The 19,781-nt window shown below is 61.9% G+C and carries 24 protein-coding genes; 18 read left to right on the forward strand and 6 right to left on the reverse strand.

Annotation, left to right across the window (positions count from 1 at the left end):
* The first annotated feature begins 5 nt into the window (after positions 1-5).
* From xrtQ to AC3WS7_RS17830, 12 genes are all read left to right on the forward strand, one after another.
* A complete protein-coding gene (xrtQ, locus tag AC3WS7_RS17775) occupies positions 6-857 on the forward strand; it encodes an exosortase Q (protein WP_492657282.1) in 852 nt (283 codons plus the stop codon).
* Positions 854-1,405 carry a hypothetical protein gene (locus AC3WS7_RS17780; protein ID WP_492657283.1) on the forward strand — a complete coding sequence of 184 codons (552 nt, stop codon included), beginning with the start codon at positions 854-856 and terminating at the stop codon, positions 1,403-1,405. The genes xrtQ and AC3WS7_RS17780 overlap by 4 nt, the downstream gene beginning before the upstream one ends.
* A 29-nt stretch (positions 1,406-1,434) precedes the next feature.
* A complete protein-coding gene (locus tag AC3WS7_RS17785) occupies positions 1,435-2,730 on the forward strand; it encodes a biosynthetic peptidoglycan transglycosylase (RefSeq protein ID WP_492657284.1) in 1,296 nt (431 codons plus the stop codon).
* Between the two features lie 49 nt (positions 2,731-2,779).
* Complete coding sequence (locus AC3WS7_RS17790) at positions 2,780-3,448, forward strand: Crp/Fnr family transcriptional regulator (protein ID WP_492657285.1); 669 nt, start codon at positions 2,780-2,782, stop codon at positions 3,446-3,448.
* Between the two features lie 66 nt (positions 3,449-3,514).
* Positions 3,515-3,706: a YgaP family membrane protein gene (locus tag AC3WS7_RS17795; protein ID WP_296464645.1), complete on the forward strand. Its 192-nt coding sequence runs from the start codon at positions 3,515-3,517 to the stop codon at positions 3,704-3,706.
* Between the two features lie 217 nt (positions 3,707-3,923).
* Positions 3,924-4,964, forward strand: a complete 1,041-nt coding sequence (locus AC3WS7_RS17800) for an ABC transporter ATP-binding protein (protein ID WP_296464642.1) — start codon at positions 3,924-3,926, stop codon at positions 4,962-4,964.
* Positions 4,965-5,049: 85 nt separating this feature from the next.
* Entirely contained in the window at positions 5,050-6,330 is a 1,281-nt protein-coding gene (locus tag AC3WS7_RS17805; RefSeq protein WP_492657286.1) for an ABC transporter substrate-binding protein, read from the forward strand.
* A 27-nt stretch (positions 6,331-6,357) separates the two neighbouring features.
* Positions 6,358-7,278 (forward strand): ABC transporter permease, encoded by a 921-nt coding sequence (locus AC3WS7_RS17810; RefSeq protein ID WP_492657287.1) that lies wholly within the window; start codon positions 6,358-6,360, stop codon positions 7,276-7,278.
* Between the two features lies 1 nt (position 7,279).
* Positions 7,280-8,167 (forward strand): ABC transporter permease, encoded by an 888-nt coding sequence (locus tag AC3WS7_RS17815; protein WP_296464634.1) that lies wholly within the window; start codon positions 7,280-7,282, stop codon positions 8,165-8,167.
* Entirely contained in the window at positions 8,164-8,877 is a 714-nt protein-coding gene (locus tag AC3WS7_RS17820) for a GntR family transcriptional regulator (RefSeq protein WP_492657288.1), read from the forward strand. The genes AC3WS7_RS17815 and AC3WS7_RS17820 overlap by 4 nt, the downstream gene beginning before the upstream one ends.
* 8 nt (positions 8,878-8,885) lie before the next feature.
* Positions 8,886-9,635 carry an aspartate/glutamate racemase family protein gene (locus AC3WS7_RS17825; protein ID WP_492657317.1) on the forward strand — a complete coding sequence of 250 codons (750 nt, stop codon included), beginning with the start codon at positions 8,886-8,888 and terminating at the stop codon, positions 9,633-9,635.
* A gap of 95 nt (positions 9,636-9,730) precedes the next feature.
* Positions 9,731-10,264 (forward strand): glycine zipper domain-containing protein, encoded by a 534-nt coding sequence (locus tag AC3WS7_RS17830; RefSeq protein ID WP_296464624.1) that lies wholly within the window; start codon positions 9,731-9,733, stop codon positions 10,262-10,264.
* An 11-nt stretch (positions 10,265-10,275) separates the two neighbouring features.
* Here the strand turns inward: AC3WS7_RS17830 and AC3WS7_RS17835 are convergent, their stop codons facing one another.
* On the reverse strand, positions 10,276-11,166 hold the full coding sequence (locus AC3WS7_RS17835; RefSeq protein ID WP_296464621.1) for a dienelactone hydrolase family protein: 891 nt from the start codon (positions 11,164-11,166) through the stop codon (positions 10,276-10,278).
* Between the two features lie 39 nt (positions 11,167-11,205).
* Positions 11,206-12,147, reverse strand: a complete 942-nt coding sequence (locus AC3WS7_RS17840) for a recombination-associated protein RdgC (RefSeq protein ID WP_296464618.1) — start codon at positions 12,145-12,147, stop codon at positions 11,206-11,208.
* A 149-nt stretch (positions 12,148-12,296) separates the two neighbouring features.
* Between AC3WS7_RS17840 and AC3WS7_RS17845 the strand changes: the two genes are divergently transcribed.
* On the forward strand, positions 12,297-12,779 hold the full coding sequence (locus tag AC3WS7_RS17845; RefSeq protein WP_492657289.1) for a Spy/CpxP family protein refolding chaperone: 483 nt from the start codon (positions 12,297-12,299) through the stop codon (positions 12,777-12,779).
* 2 nt (positions 12,780-12,781) lie between these two features.
* Here AC3WS7_RS17845 and AC3WS7_RS17850 read toward each other — a convergent pair whose 3' ends face one another.
* A complete protein-coding gene (locus AC3WS7_RS17850) occupies positions 12,782-13,147 on the reverse strand; it encodes a glutaredoxin domain-containing protein (protein WP_296464610.1) in 366 nt (121 codons plus the stop codon).
* Positions 13,148-13,255: 108 nt separating this feature from the next.
* Between AC3WS7_RS17850 and AC3WS7_RS17855 the strand changes: the two genes are divergently transcribed.
* Both AC3WS7_RS17855 and AC3WS7_RS17860 read left to right on the forward strand, forming a co-directional pair.
* Positions 13,256-14,101 carry a DUF2189 domain-containing protein gene (locus AC3WS7_RS17855; protein WP_492657290.1) on the forward strand — a complete coding sequence of 282 codons (846 nt, stop codon included), beginning with the start codon at positions 13,256-13,258 and terminating at the stop codon, positions 14,099-14,101.
* Entirely contained in the window at positions 14,101-14,310 is a 210-nt protein-coding gene (locus AC3WS7_RS17860) for a DUF2788 domain-containing protein (RefSeq protein WP_492657291.1), read from the forward strand. Before AC3WS7_RS17855 ends, AC3WS7_RS17860 begins: the two co-directional genes overlap by 1 nt.
* 11 nt (positions 14,311-14,321) lie before the next feature.
* On the opposite strand, the gene AC3WS7_RS17865 is transcribed toward AC3WS7_RS17860, so the two are convergent.
* The 3 genes from AC3WS7_RS17865 to AC3WS7_RS17875 are packed head-to-tail and all read right to left on the reverse strand — an operon-like array spanning position 14,322 to position 17,437.
* Positions 14,322-14,900, reverse strand: coding sequence for an NnrU family protein (locus AC3WS7_RS17865; protein ID WP_492657292.1), 579 nt, complete (start codon positions 14,898-14,900; stop codon positions 14,322-14,324).
* 16 nt (positions 14,901-14,916) lie between these two features.
* A complete protein-coding gene (locus AC3WS7_RS17870; protein WP_296464599.1) occupies positions 14,917-16,476 on the reverse strand; it encodes a GGDEF domain-containing protein in 1,560 nt (519 codons plus the stop codon).
* Between the two features lie 13 nt (positions 16,477-16,489).
* Complete coding sequence (locus AC3WS7_RS17875; protein ID WP_492657293.1) at positions 16,490-17,437, reverse strand: alpha/beta fold hydrolase; 948 nt, start codon at positions 17,435-17,437, stop codon at positions 16,490-16,492.
* Positions 17,438-17,854: 417 nt separating this feature from the next.
* On the opposite strand from AC3WS7_RS17875, the gene minC reads away from it, so the two are divergent.
* From minC to minE, 3 genes are read left to right on the forward strand one after another with little or no spacing between them, the layout of a single operon-like run.
* Positions 17,855-18,634 carry a septum site-determining protein MinC gene (minC, locus tag AC3WS7_RS17880; protein WP_296464593.1) on the forward strand — a complete coding sequence of 260 codons (780 nt, stop codon included), beginning with the start codon at positions 17,855-17,857 and terminating at the stop codon, positions 18,632-18,634.
* A 37-nt stretch (positions 18,635-18,671) separates the two neighbouring features.
* Complete coding sequence (gene minD / locus AC3WS7_RS17885) at positions 18,672-19,487, forward strand: septum site-determining protein MinD (RefSeq protein ID WP_296464590.1); 816 nt, start codon at positions 18,672-18,674, stop codon at positions 19,485-19,487.
* A 3-nt stretch (positions 19,488-19,490) separates the two neighbouring features.
* Positions 19,491-19,754: a cell division topological specificity factor MinE gene (minE, locus tag AC3WS7_RS17890; RefSeq protein ID WP_094476503.1), complete on the forward strand. Its 264-nt coding sequence runs from the start codon at positions 19,491-19,493 to the stop codon at positions 19,752-19,754.
* Positions 19,755-19,781 lie beyond the last annotated feature (27 nt).

Consider the following 19,781-nt stretch of genomic DNA (forward strand, 5'->3'; position numbering starts at 1 on the left):
CGGCCATGGCACTGCCCCGCCTTTTGCACATACCCCGCTTTGTGCGCTTTGGCATCGCGCTGGACACCGCGCCCGAATGGCGTTGGCTGGCCCTGCTGGCCCTGGCGCTGTGGCCCACCTGGTGGTGGATGGGACAGCGCATGGTGGATGGCTCGGACGACCCGCTGGGGCTGCTGGCCCTGGCGGCCCTGGGCGGCCTGCTGTGGCAGCACCACAAGCACCTGCGCGCTGCGCCGCGCTTGGGCTTTCAGGTCACGGCGCTAGCGGGTGCCGTGCTCACCACCGCGCTGCACCAGCAGCTGCCGGACCTGGTAGTGGCACTCATCGGCTTGTTGTCGGTGGCCGCGGGCCTCATCGCCTTTCTGCCTGCACGCGTGGCTACTGCACCGGTGCTGGGTCTGTCCGTGCTGTCGTTGCCGCTACTGGCCTCGCTGCAGTTTTATGCGGGCTTTCCGCTGCGCGTGGTCACGGCCGAGGCCAGCCGCTGGTTGCTGTCCATCGCCCACACCGTGGAGCGCACGGGCAGCAGCCTGGTGGTGAATGGCCAGCTCATCATCGTGGACGCACCCTGCTCGGGCGTGCAGATGGCGTGGCTGGGCTACTTCACGGCCTGCGTGGTGGCGCTGGCTACCAAGCAAAGCAACAAGACATTTTTGCTGCGCCTGCCTCTGGTGGGTGTGCTGGTGTTGCTGGGCAATGTGCTGCGCAACACCGCGCTGGTGGGCGCCCAGGCATCGGGCACGCCGCTGCCCGATTGGGGCCACGACGCCGTGGGCCTGCTGGTGCTGGCCGCGGTGTGCGGCGGCATTGCCTGGGCCATGGGCCGCACAGGCACATCGGAGTGTGCGACATCATGAGCTTTCTGGAAAACCGCTTCTTGAACCGCGTGTTGCACAAGACGCTGTGGACACTTGTGCTGCCGCTGTGCGCAGTGTGGGGCATTGCCCAGGCACTCACAGGACACGTGGCCATACGCGACCCCGACACGCCACATGTGGAGCTGCCCACCGAATGGCAAGGCACGCCCCTGCGCCCGTTGGCGCTCAGCGAGGTGGAGCTGCGCTTTGCCAAACACTTCCCCGGCACGCTGGCGCGCCTGACCGATGGCCGCCAGGTGCTGGTGCTGCGCACAGTAACCCAGCCCACACGCATGCTGCACCCCGCCACCGACTGCTACCACGGCCTGGGCTACCGCATCCGCAACGAGCAGCTGGAAGAGCAGGCCGACAAAACCCGCTGGCGCTGCTTTGTGGCCGAGCGGGGAGGGCGCGCGGTGCGCGTGTGTGAACGCATAGAAGACGCGCAAGGGCAGGGCTACACCGATACCTCGGCCTGGTACTGGGCGTCTGCCGCAGGCCACTCCGCAGGGCCCTGGAAGGCCATCACCGTGGCCACTCCGCTGTAACCCTCTGGTGTTTTTGCAAGGATGATGTTGTGCGCAAACTGTTGTGGGCCACGGCCCGGGTTTTGGTTATTGCTACGGTGCTGGCCATGCTGGGCCTGAGCGCTTTGTTGTTGACCGCGCGGGCCATCGTGCGCCCAGCACCCGGCGACTGGGCCACCACGCTGCGCGTGGGCCCACTGAAGATGGACGTGGGTGTGGCTGCATTGGTGCAATGGGGCAGCACCCCCTGGATTGCAAGGCAGCTGCACGGCCACACCCTGCCCACGCGCCTGGGCGAAGTGCGGCTGGCGTGGGACGAGGCCAATCAGCAACTCCAGCTGCACTGCCAGCCCTGCACGCTACGCAGCAGCAGTTGGGGCGGTGAACCGATCCGCCTGCAAAACGCACGCATGACCGTGCGCCGCAACGCCACCGAGCTGCGTGGCACCCTGCAGAGCGGCACTGTGTCGGCCACCTGGCACGGCACGCTGCGCCCCACTGGCATCACGCTGCACATCGATGTGCCCACGACCCCGGTGGCCGATGGCTATGCACTGTTTACCAGCGCCATCCCCGAGGTCGCCACCGCGCGGATCGACGGCACGTTTTCCCTCAAAGCCACGTTGGAGTTGCCGAGCAAACAACTCCGCGTGCAGCCACGGCTGGACGGCATGGCCGTCAGCGGCCTGGGCACCGAAGCATGGGCGCAGGCGCAAAGCCAGTGCAACCGTGGCCTGCCCACCGCCATGGTGCGGGCCCATGTGCGTAACGACAGCCTGCTGGCACGCGCCGTGCTGGCCGCCGAAGACCAACGCTTTTATGAACACCCCGGCTACGACCTGGTGGAGATGAACAAGGCCCTGCGCAGCAACCAGGCAGAGGACGCCACCTTGCGCGGCGCCAGCACGCTGTCACAGCAAGTGGCCAAGCTGCTGGTGACGGGCGGTGAACGTTCCCCCGTGCGCAAGCTGCGCGAACTGCTTTATGCGGTGGAGATGGAGCAGACCTTGGGCAAGGCCCGCATTCTGCAGCTCTACCTGAGCCACGCGCCCTGGGGTGCCACCGTGTGCGGTGCGCAGGCTGCGGCCCACACCTACTTTGGCAAACGCGCCGACCAGCTCAGCGCTGCCCAGGCCGTCTGGCTGGCCGCCATGCTGCACAACCCCGCCCTGGAAGCCCAGCGCTGGAAGGCGCGCGGCAGCATCAACCTGGAGCGTGCGCAGTGGGTGGCGGCTGGCTTGCGGCCGCTGCGCCGGGCAGAACGCACCCAGCTGCTGGCCGATCTGGCCGTTATGGGGCCAACCGAGCGCACCGCCAGCCGCCTCGCTGCACTATCAAAACAATAGCTGCTCGCGCATATTCCATAAGCGCTGGAGGCCGATATGATGCCTAACCATGCACACCGACCTGCTCACCCTGTATCCCGCCCTGGAACCTTTGGCCCCGGCGCTGGCGGCGCTGCAAACGCAGGCGGTGTTGGTGCCGGCCGGTACGCAGCTGTTTGCGCAGGGCGCGCCGTGCCAGGGCTTCCCCTTGGTGCTGACAGGGGAGGTGCGGGTGGCCTGCCATGCGGAGGATGGGCGCAGCCTGGAGTTGTACCGGGTACGCCCCGGCGAGTTGTGCCTGGTCAGCAGTGCCAGCCTGTTTCGCGGGCTGCCGCTGGGCGCGCAAGGGATGAGCACCCAGGCCAGCACGCTGCTGATGATTCCGCCCCCACTGTTTGAAGAATGGCTGGACACGCCCGCGTTTCGCAAGCTGGTGCTGGGCCTGTTTGCCGAACGCATGGCCGAGCTGACCAGCCTGGTGGATGCGGTGGCCTTCCAGAAGCTGGACCAGCGGCTGGCTGCGGCGCTGCTGGGGCGGGGGCAAGACTTGTACCTCTCGCACCAAACCCTGGCCGATGCGCTGGGCACCGTGCGCGAGATGGTGACGCGCCTGCTGCGCCGCTTTGAGCGAGAGGGCTGGCTGACGCTGGGGCGGGAGCATATCCACATCCTGAACAGCCAGGCGCTGCGGGCCGTGGCGGGCGGGCAAGCGTCCAACACGCCCCATACCCCTGGGTGACTTAAGTCACAGACACAGGCGCGCGGAAGGCGTCCAATCACGCCATCACAACCAAGGAGTGATTCCATGCAAGCAAACGTTGGCGGCATTGACCGCATCATCCGCATAGGCGCTGGCGCCGTTCTCGTCGGCCTGGCCGCCACGGGCACCGTGGGCTGGTGGGGTTGGCTGGGCGCCGTGCCCCTGGCCACCGGCCTGATGGGCTGGTGCCCACCGTATGCCATCTTTGGGTTCAGCACCTGCAAGATGAAGCGCTGATCGCTATCAAATAGATAGCTGTTCGCGCAATATCCATAAGCGCTAGCAGCCAATTTGGCACCTAAACGCCGGGCAAGCGCCAGCCTGCCTGCACCAAAGCCGCGCGCACCGGTTTGCGGCCTTGGTGTGCTGCACTGCACAAAGCAGGTGCATTTTGTACACAATTACTTAAAAACATTGTGTACAAAGCTGGCACAGGCTTTGCGTAGGGTTTGGCATGAACGCCACACCCCCCGTGCAGGCCGCGGCCATTGAGCTGGTTGGACTGAGCAAACGCTACGCCCAGGGCAAGCCTGCCGTGGACAACATCAACCTGCGTATTGCCAGCGGCAGTTATTGCTGCCTGCTGGGGCCCTCGGGCTGCGGCAAGAGCACCACGCTGCGCATGATTGCGGGGCATGAGTCCGCCACCGGCGGCGACATCCTGCTGGAGAACCGCAACATCACCGACCTGCCCGCCGCCGAGCGGGGCACGGCCATGATGTTCCAGAGCTTTGCACTGTTCCCCCACCTGAGCGCGCTGGACAACGTGGCCTTCAGCCTGAAGATGAAAGGCGTGGACAAGCTGGCGCGCCATGCCAAGGCGCAGGACCTGCTGCAGCGCGTAGCCATGGGCCACCTGGCCGACCGCAAGCCGGCTGAACTGTCCGGCGGCCAGCAGCAACGCGTGGCCCTAGCCCGCGCCCTGATTACCCAGCCGCGCGTACTGCTGCTGGACGAACCGCTCTCCGCGCTGGACCCGTTTTTGCGCATCCAGATGCGTGCCGAGCTGCGCCGCTGGCAAAAAGAGCTGGGGCTGACCTTCATCCACGTCACCCACAGCCAGGAAGAGGCCATGGCCCTGGCCGACACCATGGTGGTGATGAACCACGGCGTGATCGAGCAGGTGGGCAGCCCACACGAGATCTACAACCGGCCCGCCAGTGAGTTTGTGGCGCGCTTCATGGGCGGCCACAACGTGCTGGAAACCCCGGCCGGCAAGGTGGGGGTGCGCACCGACCAGATGCAGGTCACCCCCGCCACCAGCGCCAACACCGATGCCCCACACACCAAGCGCGCCGTCATCACCGATGTGGAGTACCAGGGCACCTATGTGCTGCTGGGCCTGCAAAACCCCGGCGTGGCCCACACCGCACACACCACGGCCGAGCTCTCGGTGATGGTGTCCGAAGCCACCTTTGCCCAGCGGCCCTACGCCGTGGGCGAGACCGTGCAGCTGAGCTGGGCGCCAGCCGCCGCACACCCGCTGGCGTCTTGAAACGCACGCCGCGCCGCACCCGAGTTCTCCCTGTCTTCGCAAGAAGTTTTTAACCCCCTCCCGACCTTCTTTAAGGAGTTTTCCCATGGCTGACGATCTGAAAGACACCCTCTCCACTGCCGCGCCCATGCAACGCCGCAGCCTGCTCAAAGGCACCGCCGGTATCCTGGCCGCGGGCGTGTTCCCCGCCGTGCACTCGGCCGACCCCATCGTGCTGCGCTACCTGGGCACTGCGGTAAACCAGGACAAGGCGATTGCGGAAAAGTTTGAAAAAGACACCGGCATCAAGATCCAGTACGTGGCCGTGACCACCGACGACGTGACCAAACGCGCCGTCACTGCGCCCAACAGCTTTGACCTGATCGACTCCGAGTACTTTTCGCTCAAAAACATCGTGCCTACCGGCAACCTGAAGGGCATCGACACTAAGAAGATCAAGAACGCCGACAAGATCACCAGCCTGTTCACCACCGGCATGGTGGCCGGCAAGGCCGTGGGCGACCAGGGCACCGCGCCCAAGAAGGTGATCTACCTCGAAGGCGAAAAGAGCAAGGTGTTCGCCAAGAGCCCCACCCAGTACATGAGCCTGATCCCCACTGTGTACAACGCCGACACGCTGGGCATCCGCCCCGACCTGATCAAGCGCCCCATCTCGTCGTGGGCCGAACTGCTGAACCCCGAATTCAAGGGCAAGGCCGCGATCCTGAACATCCCCTCCATCGGCATCATGGACGCCGCCATGGTGGTGGAGGCCATGGGCATCTACAAGTACCCCGACAAGGGCAACATGACCAAGAAGGAAATTGATCTGACCATCAAGACCCTGATTGAAGCCAAGAAGGCCGGCCAGTTCCGCAGCCTGTGGAAAGACTTCAACGAGTCCGTCAACCTGATGGCGTCTGGCGAAGTGGTGATCCAGTCCATGTGGTCGCCCGCCGTGACGGCCGTGCGCACCAAGGGCATTGCCTGCAACTTCCAGCCGCTGAAGGAAGGCTATCGCGCCTGGGCCTCCGGCTTCGGCCTGCCCGCCACCCTGTCCGGCAAAAAGCTGGACGGTGCTTACGAGTTCATCAACTGGTTCCTCGACGGCTGGGCCGGTGCCTACCTGAACCGCCAGGGCTACTACAGCGCCGTGCTGGACACCGCCAAGGCCAAGATGGAAGCCTACGAGTGGGCCTACTGGATGGAAGGCAAGCCTGCCACGCAAGACATCAAGAGCCCCAACGGCGATGTGCTGGCCAAGAAGGGGGAAAGCCGCGACGGTGGCAGCTACGAAGCCCGCATGGGCGGCATCGCCTGCTGGAACGCCGTGATGGACGAAAACGCCTACATGGTCCAGAAGTGGAATGAGTTTGTGGCTGCTTGATAGCCCTGCATAGGAAGTGAAAACACCATGAGCGCACCTTCAGCACCCTCACTTCCGGCGGCATCTGCCCCGGGCCGCACGCTTGCGGCCTGGTGGCAGGCCTTGCCGCTCACCACGGTGTTTGCGCTCTTCTTTTTAATTCCATTGGCGCTGGTGCTGATGGTGAGTTTCTGGGACTACAACCAGTACGAGATGCTGCCCGGGTTCAGCGTCAAGAACTACGTGGCCATCTTCGACGGCTGCCTGTCGCGCAATGAATACGGCGACTTGTGTGTCACCGTCAAGACCTACCTGTCCACCTTCAAGTTCAGCCTGCTGGTGTGGCTGCTGACGCTGGTGATCGGCTTTACGGTGTCGTACTTTCTGGCCTTCCACGTCAAATCCAGCGGTGTGCAGGTCGTGCTGTTTGTGCTGTGCACCATTCCGTTCTGGACCTCCAACGTGATCCGCATGATTGCCTGGGTGCCCCTGCTGGGCCGCAACGGACTGGTCAACGATGCGCTCATGACCATGGGCATGGTCAAGCAGCCCGTGGAGTGGCTGCTGTTCTCCGACTTCTCGGTGGTGCTGGCCTTTGTGCACCTGTTCACCACCTTCATGATCGTGCCCATCTTCAACAGCATGATGCGCATCGACCGCAGCCTGATCGAGGCTGCCAGCGACAGCGGTGCCACCGCCTGGCAAACGCTGTGGAACGTGATCGTGCCGCTGTGCCGCACCGGCATCATCATTGGCTCCATCTTTGTCATCACCATCGTCATGGGTGACTTCGTGACCATCGGTGTGATGGGCGGGCAGCAAATTGCCTCGGTGGGCAAGATCATCCAGGTGCAGACGTCCTACCTGCAGTTCCCGCTGGCCGCTGCCAACGCGGTGGTGCTCTTGAGCATCGTGCTCATGATCATCTGGGCGCTGACGCGCATGGTCGATATCCGCAAGGAGCTCTGAGATGCAAACCAAAGATCGCTCCGCCGCCTTCTGGCTGCTGGCCCTGTTCTTCGCGGCCTATGTATTGTTTCTCTACGGCCCCATGCTGGTCATTGTGGTGCTCAGCTTCCAAGGGCCCGAGGGCGGGTTGACCTTCCCCATGCGAGGCCTGTCGCTGCACTGGTTCCACAAGCTGGCCGAGGGCCTGGGCGTGGTGGACATTGGTGCTGCGCTCTACCGCTCGCTGGGTCTGGGCCTCACCGTCATGGCCTTCACCATCGTGTTCTCGGTGCTGGCCGGTCTGGCCTTTCGCAAGAAGCTGCGTGGCGGCCACATCCTGTTCTTCACCGTGGTGGCCAGCCTCATCATGCCGTCCATCATCGTGTCGCTGGGCATTGGCCTGGAGTTCCGCCTGCTCGATGGCGGCATCAAGAAGACACTGGAGGCACTGGGCATGGACGGTGTGCTGGAAAACTACGGCACCGCGCTGGGCATCTACACCTCGGCCCTGGGCGCGCACCTGACCTGGACGCTGCCCTTTGGCCTGCTCATCATGTTTGCCATCTTCAACCGCTTCAACCCCGCCTATGAAGAGGCCGCACGTGATTTGGGCGCCACGCCCTGGCAAGGCTTTCGCCATGTGGTGTTGCCGCTGATTGCGCCGTCTGTGGTGGGCATTGGCATGTTCGGCTTCACGCTGAGCTGGGACGAGATTGCCCGCACCTCGCAGGCGATTGGTGATGTCAACACGCTGCCCCTCGAATTACAAGGCCTCACCACCACGGTCACCACCCCCTCCATCTACGCGCTGGGCACGGTCACCATGGTGGTATCGTTTCTGGTGATGGGACTGGCGGTGGGCCTGTCCAAACTGCTGGCCAAGAAGCCAGCCAACCGGCGGACTGCATGACTGATTTTGTCGCTCTGACAGAAAACGAGATTTACGAGCGCATGGTGGCCACCATTCTGGACCACCGCCTGCCCCCAGGCACCAAACTCATTGAGGAAAAGCTTGCCACTGCATTCGGTGTATCGCGCACCCGCATTCGCCCCGTACTGGTAAGGCTGGCCAACGAGCAGATCGTCACGCTCACGCCCAACCGCGGTGCCACCGTGGCCCAGCCCACCGAGAAAGAAGCACGCGAGGTGTTTGAGGTGCGCCGCATGATCGAGCCCACGCTCATCGAATGTTTTATCGCCAGCGCCACAGCCGATGACATTGCCGTGCTGACCCAGTGCATCAACGACGAAGAAGCCGCACGCGCGACAGGTGACATGCGCCGCGCCATCCGCCTTTCGGGTGACTTCCATCTGCACATCGCCAATGCGTCGGACCACCAGACGCTGGGCCGCATCCTGCGCGAGCTGGTGTCACGCACCTCGCTGATTTTGATGACCTACAGCGACAACCATTTGCAGGCGCGGGCAGAGGCCACCTCCTGTGGCTGCCAGGAGCACCGTGCGTTGCTGGATGCCATTCGCCTGCGCGACGCACGCGAGGCCGCGCGCCTGATGCGGGAGCATTTGGCACAGCTCGAAGCCCAACTGCGCTTCACCGCGGCCGAAGAAGCCGCGCCAGATCTCGCCTCCCTGTTTGGCAACAACCCTGCGGGCCCTTGATGCAGCGCATGCGCCATTTGCTGGTCATCAATCCCAACACCTCGGTACATGTGAGTGCCCTGCTGCAGTCACACGCGCAGGCTACGGCTGGCCCGCAGGTCAGGGTGCGTACTGTGACTGCACGGTTTGGTGCTCCCTACATTGCGTGTGAAGCCAGTTACGCCGTGGCTGCGCATGCTTTGCTGGACCGGTGGGCCAGTGCCTTGCAGGACGGAGAGCCAAGGCCTGACGCGGTGTTGATCGGCTGTTTTGGCGACCCCGGGCTGCTGGCCTTGCGCCAGGGCAGCCAGGCGCCGGTGACGGGCCTGGCCGAGGCCTCGTTCCATGAAGCCGCCCAACATGGCCCCTTTGCCATCGTGACCGGGGGAGCGCCCTGGAAACCCATGCTGGAGCGACTTGCCTACACGCTGGGCCATGCACCCGCGCTGGCCGGCATCCACACCGTGGTGCCCAGTGGGGCCGAGCTGGCCAGCAACCCCGAGGCCGCTATTGCCCTGCTGGCCCAGGCCTGCCGCGCGGCGGCCGAGCGCTGGCAGGTGGGCTCTGTGGTGCTGGGTGGCGCAGGGCTGGCTGGCATGGCAGCCGCGGTCCAGGCACAGGTGCCCGTGCCGGTGATTGACAGCGTGCAAGCCGGCACCCGCCAGGCCCTGGCGCAAGCCGCGACGGGCTTGTCCCGCAACGGCTTTGCCATCGCGTGGGAAGGGGTGGGCGAAGCGCTTGCTGCCCTGGGCGAACGTAAGCAGTTGCTGCAGGTGTAAACCCTTGTAAGGGGGGTCATCCACTGCCCTGGGCTGGCGTTGTGGATGCATAAACCGCCACGTTTGGCGGTAGGGGCTGCGGCCCCCGTGATCGCATGACTACCAACACCGCTTCTGCAAACACCTTGCGTGCTTCGCTCGCCGCCCTGGGCCTGTTGGCCTTGGTGCACTCCGCCCACGCGAACGACTGGACACCCCTGCTGGGGGGCGGTGCCGGTGCTGCGGCGGGTGCAGCGATTGGCCAAAGCATGGGTGGCAAACAAGGGGCCGTGGTAGGCGGTGCATTGGGTGGCGCCGCGGGCGCTGCGGTCAGCACCCGTGGCTCCGGCCAAACCGGTGCGGTGATTGGCAGCGCCGTAGGCGGGGCCGCCGGTGCGGCCGTGGGTCACTCCGTGGGTGGGCGCACCGGAGCCGTGGTGGGCGCGGGAGTGGGGGGTGCAGCGGGTGCTGGCGTGGGCCGCAGCGTGACCCAACAGCCTGCGCAATCACGGGTCTACGGCCCCAACCCCTATTACCAGCGCGCAGGCTATCGCGACGATGACTACCGCCATGGCTTCAAACCCCACAAGGGCAAAGGCCACGGGCACCACCATGGTCACGGCCATGGGCATGACCGCCATGACGACTGAGCAAGTCCTGCCTAGCCGCGCAAGGTCTGGCCAAAAAAGGCCAGCGTGCGTTCCCAGGCCAATTGGGCCGCGGCCGCATCAAAACGCGGGGTGGTGTCGTTATTGAATCCGTGTTGGGTGCCCGGATACACATGGGCGGTGTAGCGTGCACCCGCAGCTTTCAGCGCCGCTTCGTACGCGGGCCAGGCGGCGTTGATGCGCTCGTCCACAGCCGCAAAGTGAATCAACAGGGGGGCTTTGACCTTGGCCGCCTCTTCGGGTGCCGGGTGGTTGCCATAAAAGGGCACTGCGGCGGCAAGGTTGGGCAGGCGCGTGGAAAGAAAGTGAACCATACCGCCCCCGTAACAAAAGCCCACGGTACCGAATTTGCCGTTGCCTTGCGGCACGGTTTGCAGCCAACCTGCGGCGGCCACAAAGTCTTCGCGGGTTTTGGTTTGGTCCAGTTGGGCAAACAGGGTGCGGGCCTTGTCTTCATCCCCAGGGTAGCCACCCAGGGGCGTGAGGGCATCGGGCGCCAGCACCCGATACCCTTCCAGCGCCAGGCGGCGGGCAATGTCCTCGATGTGCGGATTCAGGCCCCGGTTTTCGTGCACCACCAGAATGCTGGGCAGTTTGCCGTCTGCTTTGGCGGGTTGGGCCAGATACCCCTTGATACTGCCGTAACCAGCCGGTGAGGGAATATCAACCATGCGGGTGCTGATGCGCGCATCGTCTTTGGCGACGACCTGCCCCATGGCGAAGTTGGGGCTCAGGGCTGCCAACAAACCCACCGCGGTGGCGCCACCCACTGCGAATTTCTGGGCTTTTTCCAGAAAGCCGCGTCGGTCCACCAGACCGTGCACATAGGCATCAAACAGGATCAGCAGCTCTTGGTCGAAGTCTTGTGCGGTCTTGCGTTGCATGGCGGCCTCCAAAAAAGAGGCAGCTTAGCGTTTAGTGGTTCAGCTTGCAGTAACTGGGCTGGACGCAGGGTTTTCGCCCAGAGCCACTTCGCCCCCCAAAGCCTCCAGCAAATCCGGGATCAGCTGCACCAACTCACCCGTGGCAATCGCCACGTCGGCGTCAAAGTTGTCGTCCTTGCCATCACCGGCGGCTTTGGAGGCTTCTTCGAACACGGTGTCCAGAAATGCAATCTTTTTGATCTGCAGCGCCTCGGTCAGCACAAAGGACACCCGCTCGTTCCAGGTCATGGCCAGGCGCGTGGGCATCTTGCCCAGCGCGATGTGTTGTGCCACTTCATCCGTGTCCAGCGCATGGCGGGTGTAGCGCACCACGGCCTTGGATTCGTCCGCTGCCTTGAGCTCGCATTCGCGGTCCACGCTGAAGTCCGGGGGGGCCTCTTGCGTGCCCAACCAGCTTGCCATGGCCGCCGCTGGAGACACCTGGGTGTTGATGAGTTGCACGGCCAAGCCGTCCACCGCCTTGATGAGCGCGGTCATCACCTCATCGGCCTTGGCCTGGCTGCCAGCATCCAGCACCAAGCGGCCGGCTTTGGGGTCTACCCACACCAGCACACTGGACTGTTTGGTAAAGGCCATGGGTAGCAGGGCCAAGCGTGCATCGTCACGAATCTCACGCGCTTCTTTCTTGCCGGGTTTGCGGCCTGTGGTGGCTTCAATATGCTGCAGCTGTTCCTGCACCTTGCGTTTGACCACCGAACCGGGCACGCTTTTGACCTCGATCATGAGCTTGAGCAGCCATTGGCCACCAATGATCTCCACCAGCGGGCCATGGGCCTGGCCGCGCGGTTCGGCCCAACCCACAGACTTTTCCTGGCTGGCGCCACATTCCACAAACCGCGCGCCATCCAGCGCCTCTTCCAATTGCGCTTGCGTGGTCGACCAGGCCGACACCAAGCGGTACACCATCATGTTTTTGAACACGTTTACCCTTTTCTTCCAGAACCGGGCATTGTGATGCAACTTTACAAAGTCTTATCCCAACGCAATCGTCCGCGTTACATGCGCGCCGCACACTTGTTCCCAACCTGATGGCGATATCCGCTACGGGTTCAAGACCTAAGGAGCTCCCCATGAAGACACATTTCAAAACCCTGATCATTGCTTCCCTGCTGGCTGGTGCTGGTGTTTCGGCCTTTGCCTACAAAGACGGCGACGCGATGATGGACGGCAAGCCACGCGCCGAACACCGCCGCATGGACCCGGCCAAGATGGAGGAAATGCACGCCAAGCGCAGTGCCGACCTGAAAGCCAAACTGAAGATCACCGCGGCACAAGAGGGCGCCTGGACCGCCTTCACCACAGCCATGAAACCACCGGCCCGCAATGCGCAGCAACGCCCCGACCACGCCGAAATGGAGAAACTGAGCACGCCCGAGCGCCTGGACAAAATGCGCGCCCTGCGTACGCAACACATGGGCGATATGCAGGCGGCCATGGCCAAGCGCGATGATGCGACCAAAGCACTCTATGCGGCATTGAGCCCCGAGCAGAAGAAACTGTTTGACGCCGAACACACCCGCAAGGGCAGCCAGCACGGCAGCAAACACCACTAAGCTCAGGCCAGCAAAGCCTTGAGGTCACCGCTGGCAATCAGGGCTTGCAGATCGCTGGCTCCGCCCACCAAGGTACCTTTGACAAACACCATGGGAAATGTGGGCCAGCCGGTCCACATTTTCAAGGCATTGCGGCGGCGCCATTGGTTGAGATAGTTGCCGTATTCCAGGTAGGTATGGGAAATTTGCGCCGCGTCCAACGCGGCGCGCGCTTTTTTGGGCATGGGGTTCAAACCCATGCCCACCACGACCACGGCATTGCGGGCCACGGCGGCCTGCACTTCCTGCACGATGTCGGCATGGTGTGTCGCTATGCGTGCACGCACAGCGGGGTGGATGTGGGATTCGTCGAGTACGGAACGGGGCATGGGATCTCCTGGGGCTAGGGCGCCCGGATTATGCGGTGAGCACAGGTGCTTGATGGATATCAATATCTGCGCCATGCTAGCGGCCTACACTGTGACCCCACCCATCGCATGCCCTCTTCCCCCTTTACCCCTCCTGCTGTTCGCACCATCGGTTTGATGCGCCCCATGGCCTGGCTCGCTCTCGCTTGGCGTGATATGGCGCGCGCCGGCTGGTCCAGTTTTGCCCATGGCATTGCACTGGCAGTGTTGGGCTCTGCCATTGTGGCCATGGCCCACCACCGTTTTTGGCTGCTGGCAGGTGCGCTGTCCGGTTTTCTGGTGGTGGCCCCAGTGCTGGCTACCAGCCTCTACGCTCTGAGCCGTGCGCTGGAGCGCAAGGAAACCGCAGATTGGAGCGTGGTCTTCAAAACCTGGCTGAATTGGCAAAACAGCCATTTCAATAAATGGGGCAACGACTACTGGTGCATGGTGCAGTTTGGTGCCCTGCTGGCATTGGCGGCCACGGGCTGGGTGCTGACCTCTGCCGCCCTGATTACCTTGCTGGCCCCCGTGCCCATCAACACCCCGCTGGAGTTTGTGCACCACGTGGTGTTGGCTCCCAACAGCTGGTTGTTTGAACTGTGGCTGGCCTTGGGTGGCGTACTGGCGGCACCCCTGTTTGCCTCCAGTGTGGTGTCCATGCCTTTGTTGCTGGACCGCCGCATTTCCCTGTGGCAGGCAGTGCTGACCAGCTGGCGCACCGTTCTGGCCAACCCCGTGCCCATGGCTTTTTGGGCAGCATTGATCATGATTTTTACGCTGCTGGGCCTGGGCTCGCTGTTGCTGGGCCTGATTCCGGTGATTCCCATGCTGGGCCACGCCAGCTGGCATGCCTACCGGGACTTGGTCGACGCATCGGCATTGCCGGCGCGTGAAGCGTATTCCGAGCCCTACCAGCCACGGGACAAGCACTGATGTTCGGGTTCTCTGAAGAGCAAATTGCCAGCTTTGGCCTGAGCTTCGGTGTTGCCGGGTTCATGCTCTACATGCTGTTCATCATTGGGCATCTGGCGTGGGAGTCAAAGGCCGGCAAGTTTGGCACCTTTGTGCTGTTCCTGGGCCTGGCCTTTGGCATGGTGGGTTTTGCAGCCAAGTTTGTCATCCAGTGGCTGCTGACGCCCTGAGCCCTGCCCACTCAGCCCAGCGGGCGAATTCCGATCAGGACGCCGTGCAGGTAGAACGCAAACAACGCCCACGCCAACACCCCCACCACCAGCGCGGCCACCGTACCTGGCAAGGTACCTGCCGCATACACCACACCCTGGACCCGGTCACGTTGGCGTGAGGCCACAAAACACAGCACCGCCCACACCAGAAAGCTGCCAAACAACAAGACGTGGGCCACGGTACCCGTTGTCAGCACATGTGCCAAAGCCCAGGTTTTGACCGACAACACCATGGGGTGGTGCACACGCGCCTTGATGGAGTTGCCCGGCACATAGGCCGCGGCCAGCAAGACAAAGGCCAAGAGGGTCAACAGCGCCGCCAGGTGGCGCATGCCGGTAGCTGGCATCCAGAGCACGGTGGGCGTTTCGCGGGCGACACCAAATCCCCAGACGATCAGGCCAAAACCCAGCAAAGACAAAACCGTATACGCCCCCTTGTACGCTTTCTCGCCCCACTGGCTGCGCAGGCGCGTGCGGGCGCTGTCTGCCACGATGCGGATAGAGTGCACACCCAGAAAAATGAGCAGCCCGGCAATCAGATAAGGCATGGCAGTGATCTCCAGATCAGGCGCCCAGCACCCGGTTTTTGCCAGCGCGTTTGGCCAGGTACATGGCCTGGTCTGCGCGTTTGATGGCGTCGGATGGTTCTTCGTTGGCGGCCAACTGGGCCACCCCGGCGCTGAAGGTGATCAATACTTTCTCGGTACCGGCAAGAAAGAACTTTTTGGTCAACTCCCGCTGTAAGCGGGTCATGGCGTCTATGCCTTTGTCCAGGGGCGTGTCTGGCAAGAGGATGACGAATTCTTCGCCGCCATAACGCGCCAAGGTGTCTTGTGGGCGCATGCATTCGCGCGCCACTGTGGCGAGGTGGGTGAGCGCAATGTCACCGGTAGCGTGACCCATGGTGTCGTTGAGCTTTTTGAAATTGTCGATGTCAAGCAAGGCGACGCTCAGGGGCACATCTTTGCGCCGCACGTTCGACACTTCGCGGTTCAGTGCTTCGTCCAGGCCTTTGCGGTTCAAGGCGCCAGTCAGCGGATCGTGGCGGGCCTGGGAACTCACACGGTCAAGTTCCTGGTTCAAACGGGCCAGCTGGGCATCGGTTTCTGTGGCGCGTTCGCGCATGTTTTGCAGTTGCTCGCGCGAGGCTTGGCTCTCCTGGGCCAGGGCACGTGTGGTCCCCACAACGTCTTTGAGCACTGGAGCAATCTCGGCGATCGACTTGGCTTGTTCAATCAGCTTCGCACTCTCTTCCAGCTTCTGTTGGAAGTTGCCAGTGGACTGCGTCATTTGCGAGAGCCGCTCCACAAACGTGGCCAGCATGCTGCGCATCTCGTTTTGCGCTTGCAGGGTCCTGGCTTTGGCGTCTTTTTGTTTGAAGATGACGTCTTTCAGGCGACGCTCCACGTCGTCCAGGCGACGCAGTGTCAAAGGTGGTGTGGATGCTTCCATCAACGCATCCATCTGGCCTTTGAGCCACTGTTCTTCCAGGCTCAGCTCGCCAATGTTTTCAAACACCAAGTGCAAAAGTTTGAGCAAGGTAGCACGCACTTCGGCCTGGTCTTCCGCTGCAAACGAGAGGCGGTGGCTGTAGTTCACCAGCATGAGTTTGGCAATGGCCACATCGGTACCGGGCTGGCGCAATGCCTTGACCAAGGTATCCGTCTGCTCGTTGAAACGCACATCGTCGTTGCCCAGCGCAGGCTGGGCGTATTCGATCAGCTTGCCGATCTGTGCCAAAAAATCTGTGGTGAGCGCAGCTGGTGCCACGCCGTTAGCAACCGGATCGGCCACCGGACTGGCTACGCCACCACCCACGGCCCCCTCCGGGGCGTTGACAGGCACAAAGCCGCCATAGGCCATCAATGCAGATTTCACACCATCCCAGCTCAGCCGGTCGATGGAGTAATCGAGCAAACCCTTCTGTTTTTGTTGCCCTGGCGTTTTGACGGGCAACGATTGGGCGATGTCTCGCAGGATGTCCGCCGGAAAATGCGGCACATGGGGAATGCCCGCAATCTCGTTGTAGATAGAGAGGTAATTGGCAGGGGTGGGAACCAGCTTGCGCGCGGTCAGCTGCTTGAGGGTTTCGCGGGCAATTTCAAAAGGTTTTTTGTCAGCCATGGCAGCACAGGTTCTACACAATGTTCAGGAAAGCACGTACAGCATCCACCGTGCGCCGGGGGTCCTCTTCGTGGGGCACATGCCCCAGATCGTCAAACACCACCAAGCTGGCATTTGGCAAGTCGCGCACAAACTTCTGGGCATTGTCCAGCGGAATCAACCGGTCTTGTGCACCCCAAATCACCAAGCTGGGTATTTTGAGGGTTTTGAGTCCATCTGTGTCTCCTGACAGACCCTGCTGAAACCGGTCGCGCAGTGCAGCCCGGTTGCCAGAGCGCAGTGTCAACTCGTAGTAACGGTCCACCAAGGCTGGCGTGACTTTGGCCGCGTCGCCATACACATTGCGCAGACTGCTCTGAATCACCCCCCGCGGCAATACGTACTCCATCACATGGCCCATCCCCGGCAAACGGGCCAGCTGGAAACCGATGGGCACGGATTGCGACACCAAGGGATAGCCTGCCGAATCCACCAAAATCAGCTGGCTTACCCGCTGGGGCTGCGCCACCGCCGTAGCCCAGGCGATATGGCCCCCCAGCGAATTGCCAGCCAGTACGAAGGTGCGCACCCCCATGACATCGAGCACCTGGGTGACGAACTGCACATAGGCAGCGATCGAATAGTCATGGGCCGGGTGGGGGCCGGTCAGGCCGAAGCCTGGCAGATCAAAACGGATCACGCGGCGCTGGCCTTGCAGCGCGGCAGTCCAGCCATCCCAGGTGTGCAGGCTGGCAGAAGTCCCGTGCAGCAACACTATCGGATGGGGGTCTTTGCGCGGCCCCTCATCACGCACATGCACCCGCATGCCGGCCACGTCCAGCCAGGTCGAGGGTGGTTGGGCCCAACGGACAGCCAGTTTGTCCACGCTGCGGTCCGGTGCCCAAGTAGCCAAGACACCCGCCACCAAAAACACCGCACAGCTGACAAGCACAACCAACACCAAACGCGAAAGGTATTTCATGGGAGCAACTGTACTCTTTCGTTCCCACCTTCGCGGACTCTAATAACCCTGTGCATAAATTTCTAATAAGCAACAAGTTATCCACAGTTTTTTTGAAAAAGGCAAAGTTACCCCCAATCGGGTAGCAAAACCAAAGCGCAGTCGCCCACATGGGTTCACACAATCTAAGTGCATGATTTTTATAAGAAAAAATGGCTTGTCCACACAAACTGGCTTTGCTTACCTACTACTACTATCTTTAAATAATGAATTTAGTTAAATAGCAGCGGACTTCTTTGGCGAGAAAGTGCACTCTTTTTTCTTTGCTAAAAAAAGTTGTGTACATCTGCAAAACCAGGGCACCAAACCGTCGAAACAGCCCTGTCGATCAAGTAAGATTTGCCAGCTTTCGTTTCCCCCTCCGCAAAAACCGTCTTCATGCCAGCTCCTTCCGCAGGTTCAACCTCCATTTCCAAGCCCGCCAGCTTTGAAATCAAAAGCGCGCAGCTCCCTCTGGTAGCGCTGCTTTTGAAATCGGACAACTGGGTGCAGGTAGGGGTCGAACTGCAGCAGCAATACGGCAAAGACGGCGAAAGTGCTGATTTTTTTGACCACGATGCGCTGGTCATCGACTTTTCCCATCTGCCTGCAGACACCCCGGTGCAAGACATGGTGCCTTTGCTGAAGGTTTTGCGCTCGTGCAACCTGGTTCCGGTGGCTGTGCGCAGCGCCAGTGCCGCGTGGACGGCGGCGGCCCTGGCCGTGGGCTTGGTAGAAGCGTCGCCTGAAGTGGTGCGCGTGAAACAGGCCGAACCGCCTGCCAAGGTGACGGTGCAAGAAGTGGTCAAAGAGGTGGTGCGCGAAGTACCCGGTCCGGCCACCCTGGTCATTGACAAGCCCTTGCGTTCAGGCCAAAAGGTCTATGCCCGCGGTGGTGACCTGGTGGTGTTGGCCATGGTCAACCAGGGGGCGGAGATTGCGGCCGATGGCAATATTCACGTGTACGCACCACTGCGCGGCAAGGCCATGGCCGGTGCACGCGGCAACACCCAGGCGCGCATTTTTTCGCTGTGCCTGGAACCCGAGTTGGTGTCCATTGCGGGCGTGTACCGCACCAGTGAAAACGCCTTTCCCAAAGAGGTGCATGGCAAGGCGGCCCAAGTGCGGCTGAGCAGCGATGGACAGGAAAAATTGCTCATAGAGCCGCTGAAGGCCTGAGCGCATTTCAAACTTTTATCCCGAAAGCATTTCACCCATGGCAAAAATCATCGTGGTTACCTCTGGCAAGGGCGGCGTGGGCAAAACCACCACCAGCGCCAGCTTTGCAACCGGTCTGGCCCTGCGTGGCCACAAAACCGCCGTCATCGACTTTGACGTGGGCCTGCGCAACCTGGACCTGATCATGGGTTGTGAACGCCGCGTGGTGTACGACCTGATCAACGTCATTCAGGGCGAGGCCAACCTGAATCAGGCCCTCATCAAGGACAAACAATGCGACAACCTGTATGTGCTGGCGGCTTCGCAGACGCGTGACAAGGATGCGCTGACGCAAGACGGTGTGGAAAAAGTCTTGGCGGATCTGTCGGCCATGGACTTTGAGTTCATCGTGTGTGACTCACCCGCCGGCATTGAGACTGGCGCGCTGATGGCGATGCATTTTGCCGATGAAGCGCTGGTGGTGACCAACCCCGAAGTTTCGTCCGTGCGTGACTCGGACCGCATTTTGGGCATGCTGGCCAGCAAGACCAAGCGTGCCATGACTGGTGCAGAGCCGATCAAGGAACATTTGCTGATCACCCGCTACAACCCGGCGCGTGTGGACCAGGGCCAGATGTTGTCGCTGGAGGACATCCAGGACATTTTGCGCATCAAGCTGATTGGCGTGATTCCCGAGAGTGAATCGGTGCTGCAGGCCTCCAACCAGGGTGTGCCAGCGGTGCACATGCAGGGCAGCGATGTGTCCGAGGCTTACAAAGATGTGATCGACCGTTTCCTCGGGACTGACAAACCCCTGCGCTTTATCGAAGCCCCCAAGCAGGGCTTGCTCAAGCGTCTGTTTGGAGGCAAATAAGCCATGGCTTCTTTACTGTCTTTTTTCCTGGGTGAGAAGAAAAGCACGGCCAGCGTTGCCAAAGAACGCCTGTCGATTCTTCTGGCCCACGAGCGTTCAGGGCGCAACGCCCTGCAACCCGAAAAGCTCATGGAACTGCAGCGTGAGCTGGTAGCGGTGATCAGCAAATACGTCAAGATCAATCCGTCTGACATCAAGGTTATCCAGGGTCGCCAGGACAATCTGGAGACGCTGGAAGTCAAGATTGAGTTGCCTGACGCGCGTTAATGCGTGTTTGCGTTTGCTATTGTATTG

The organism is Rhodoferax sp. EU05-FHT12H12 (genome assembly GCF_058791215.1).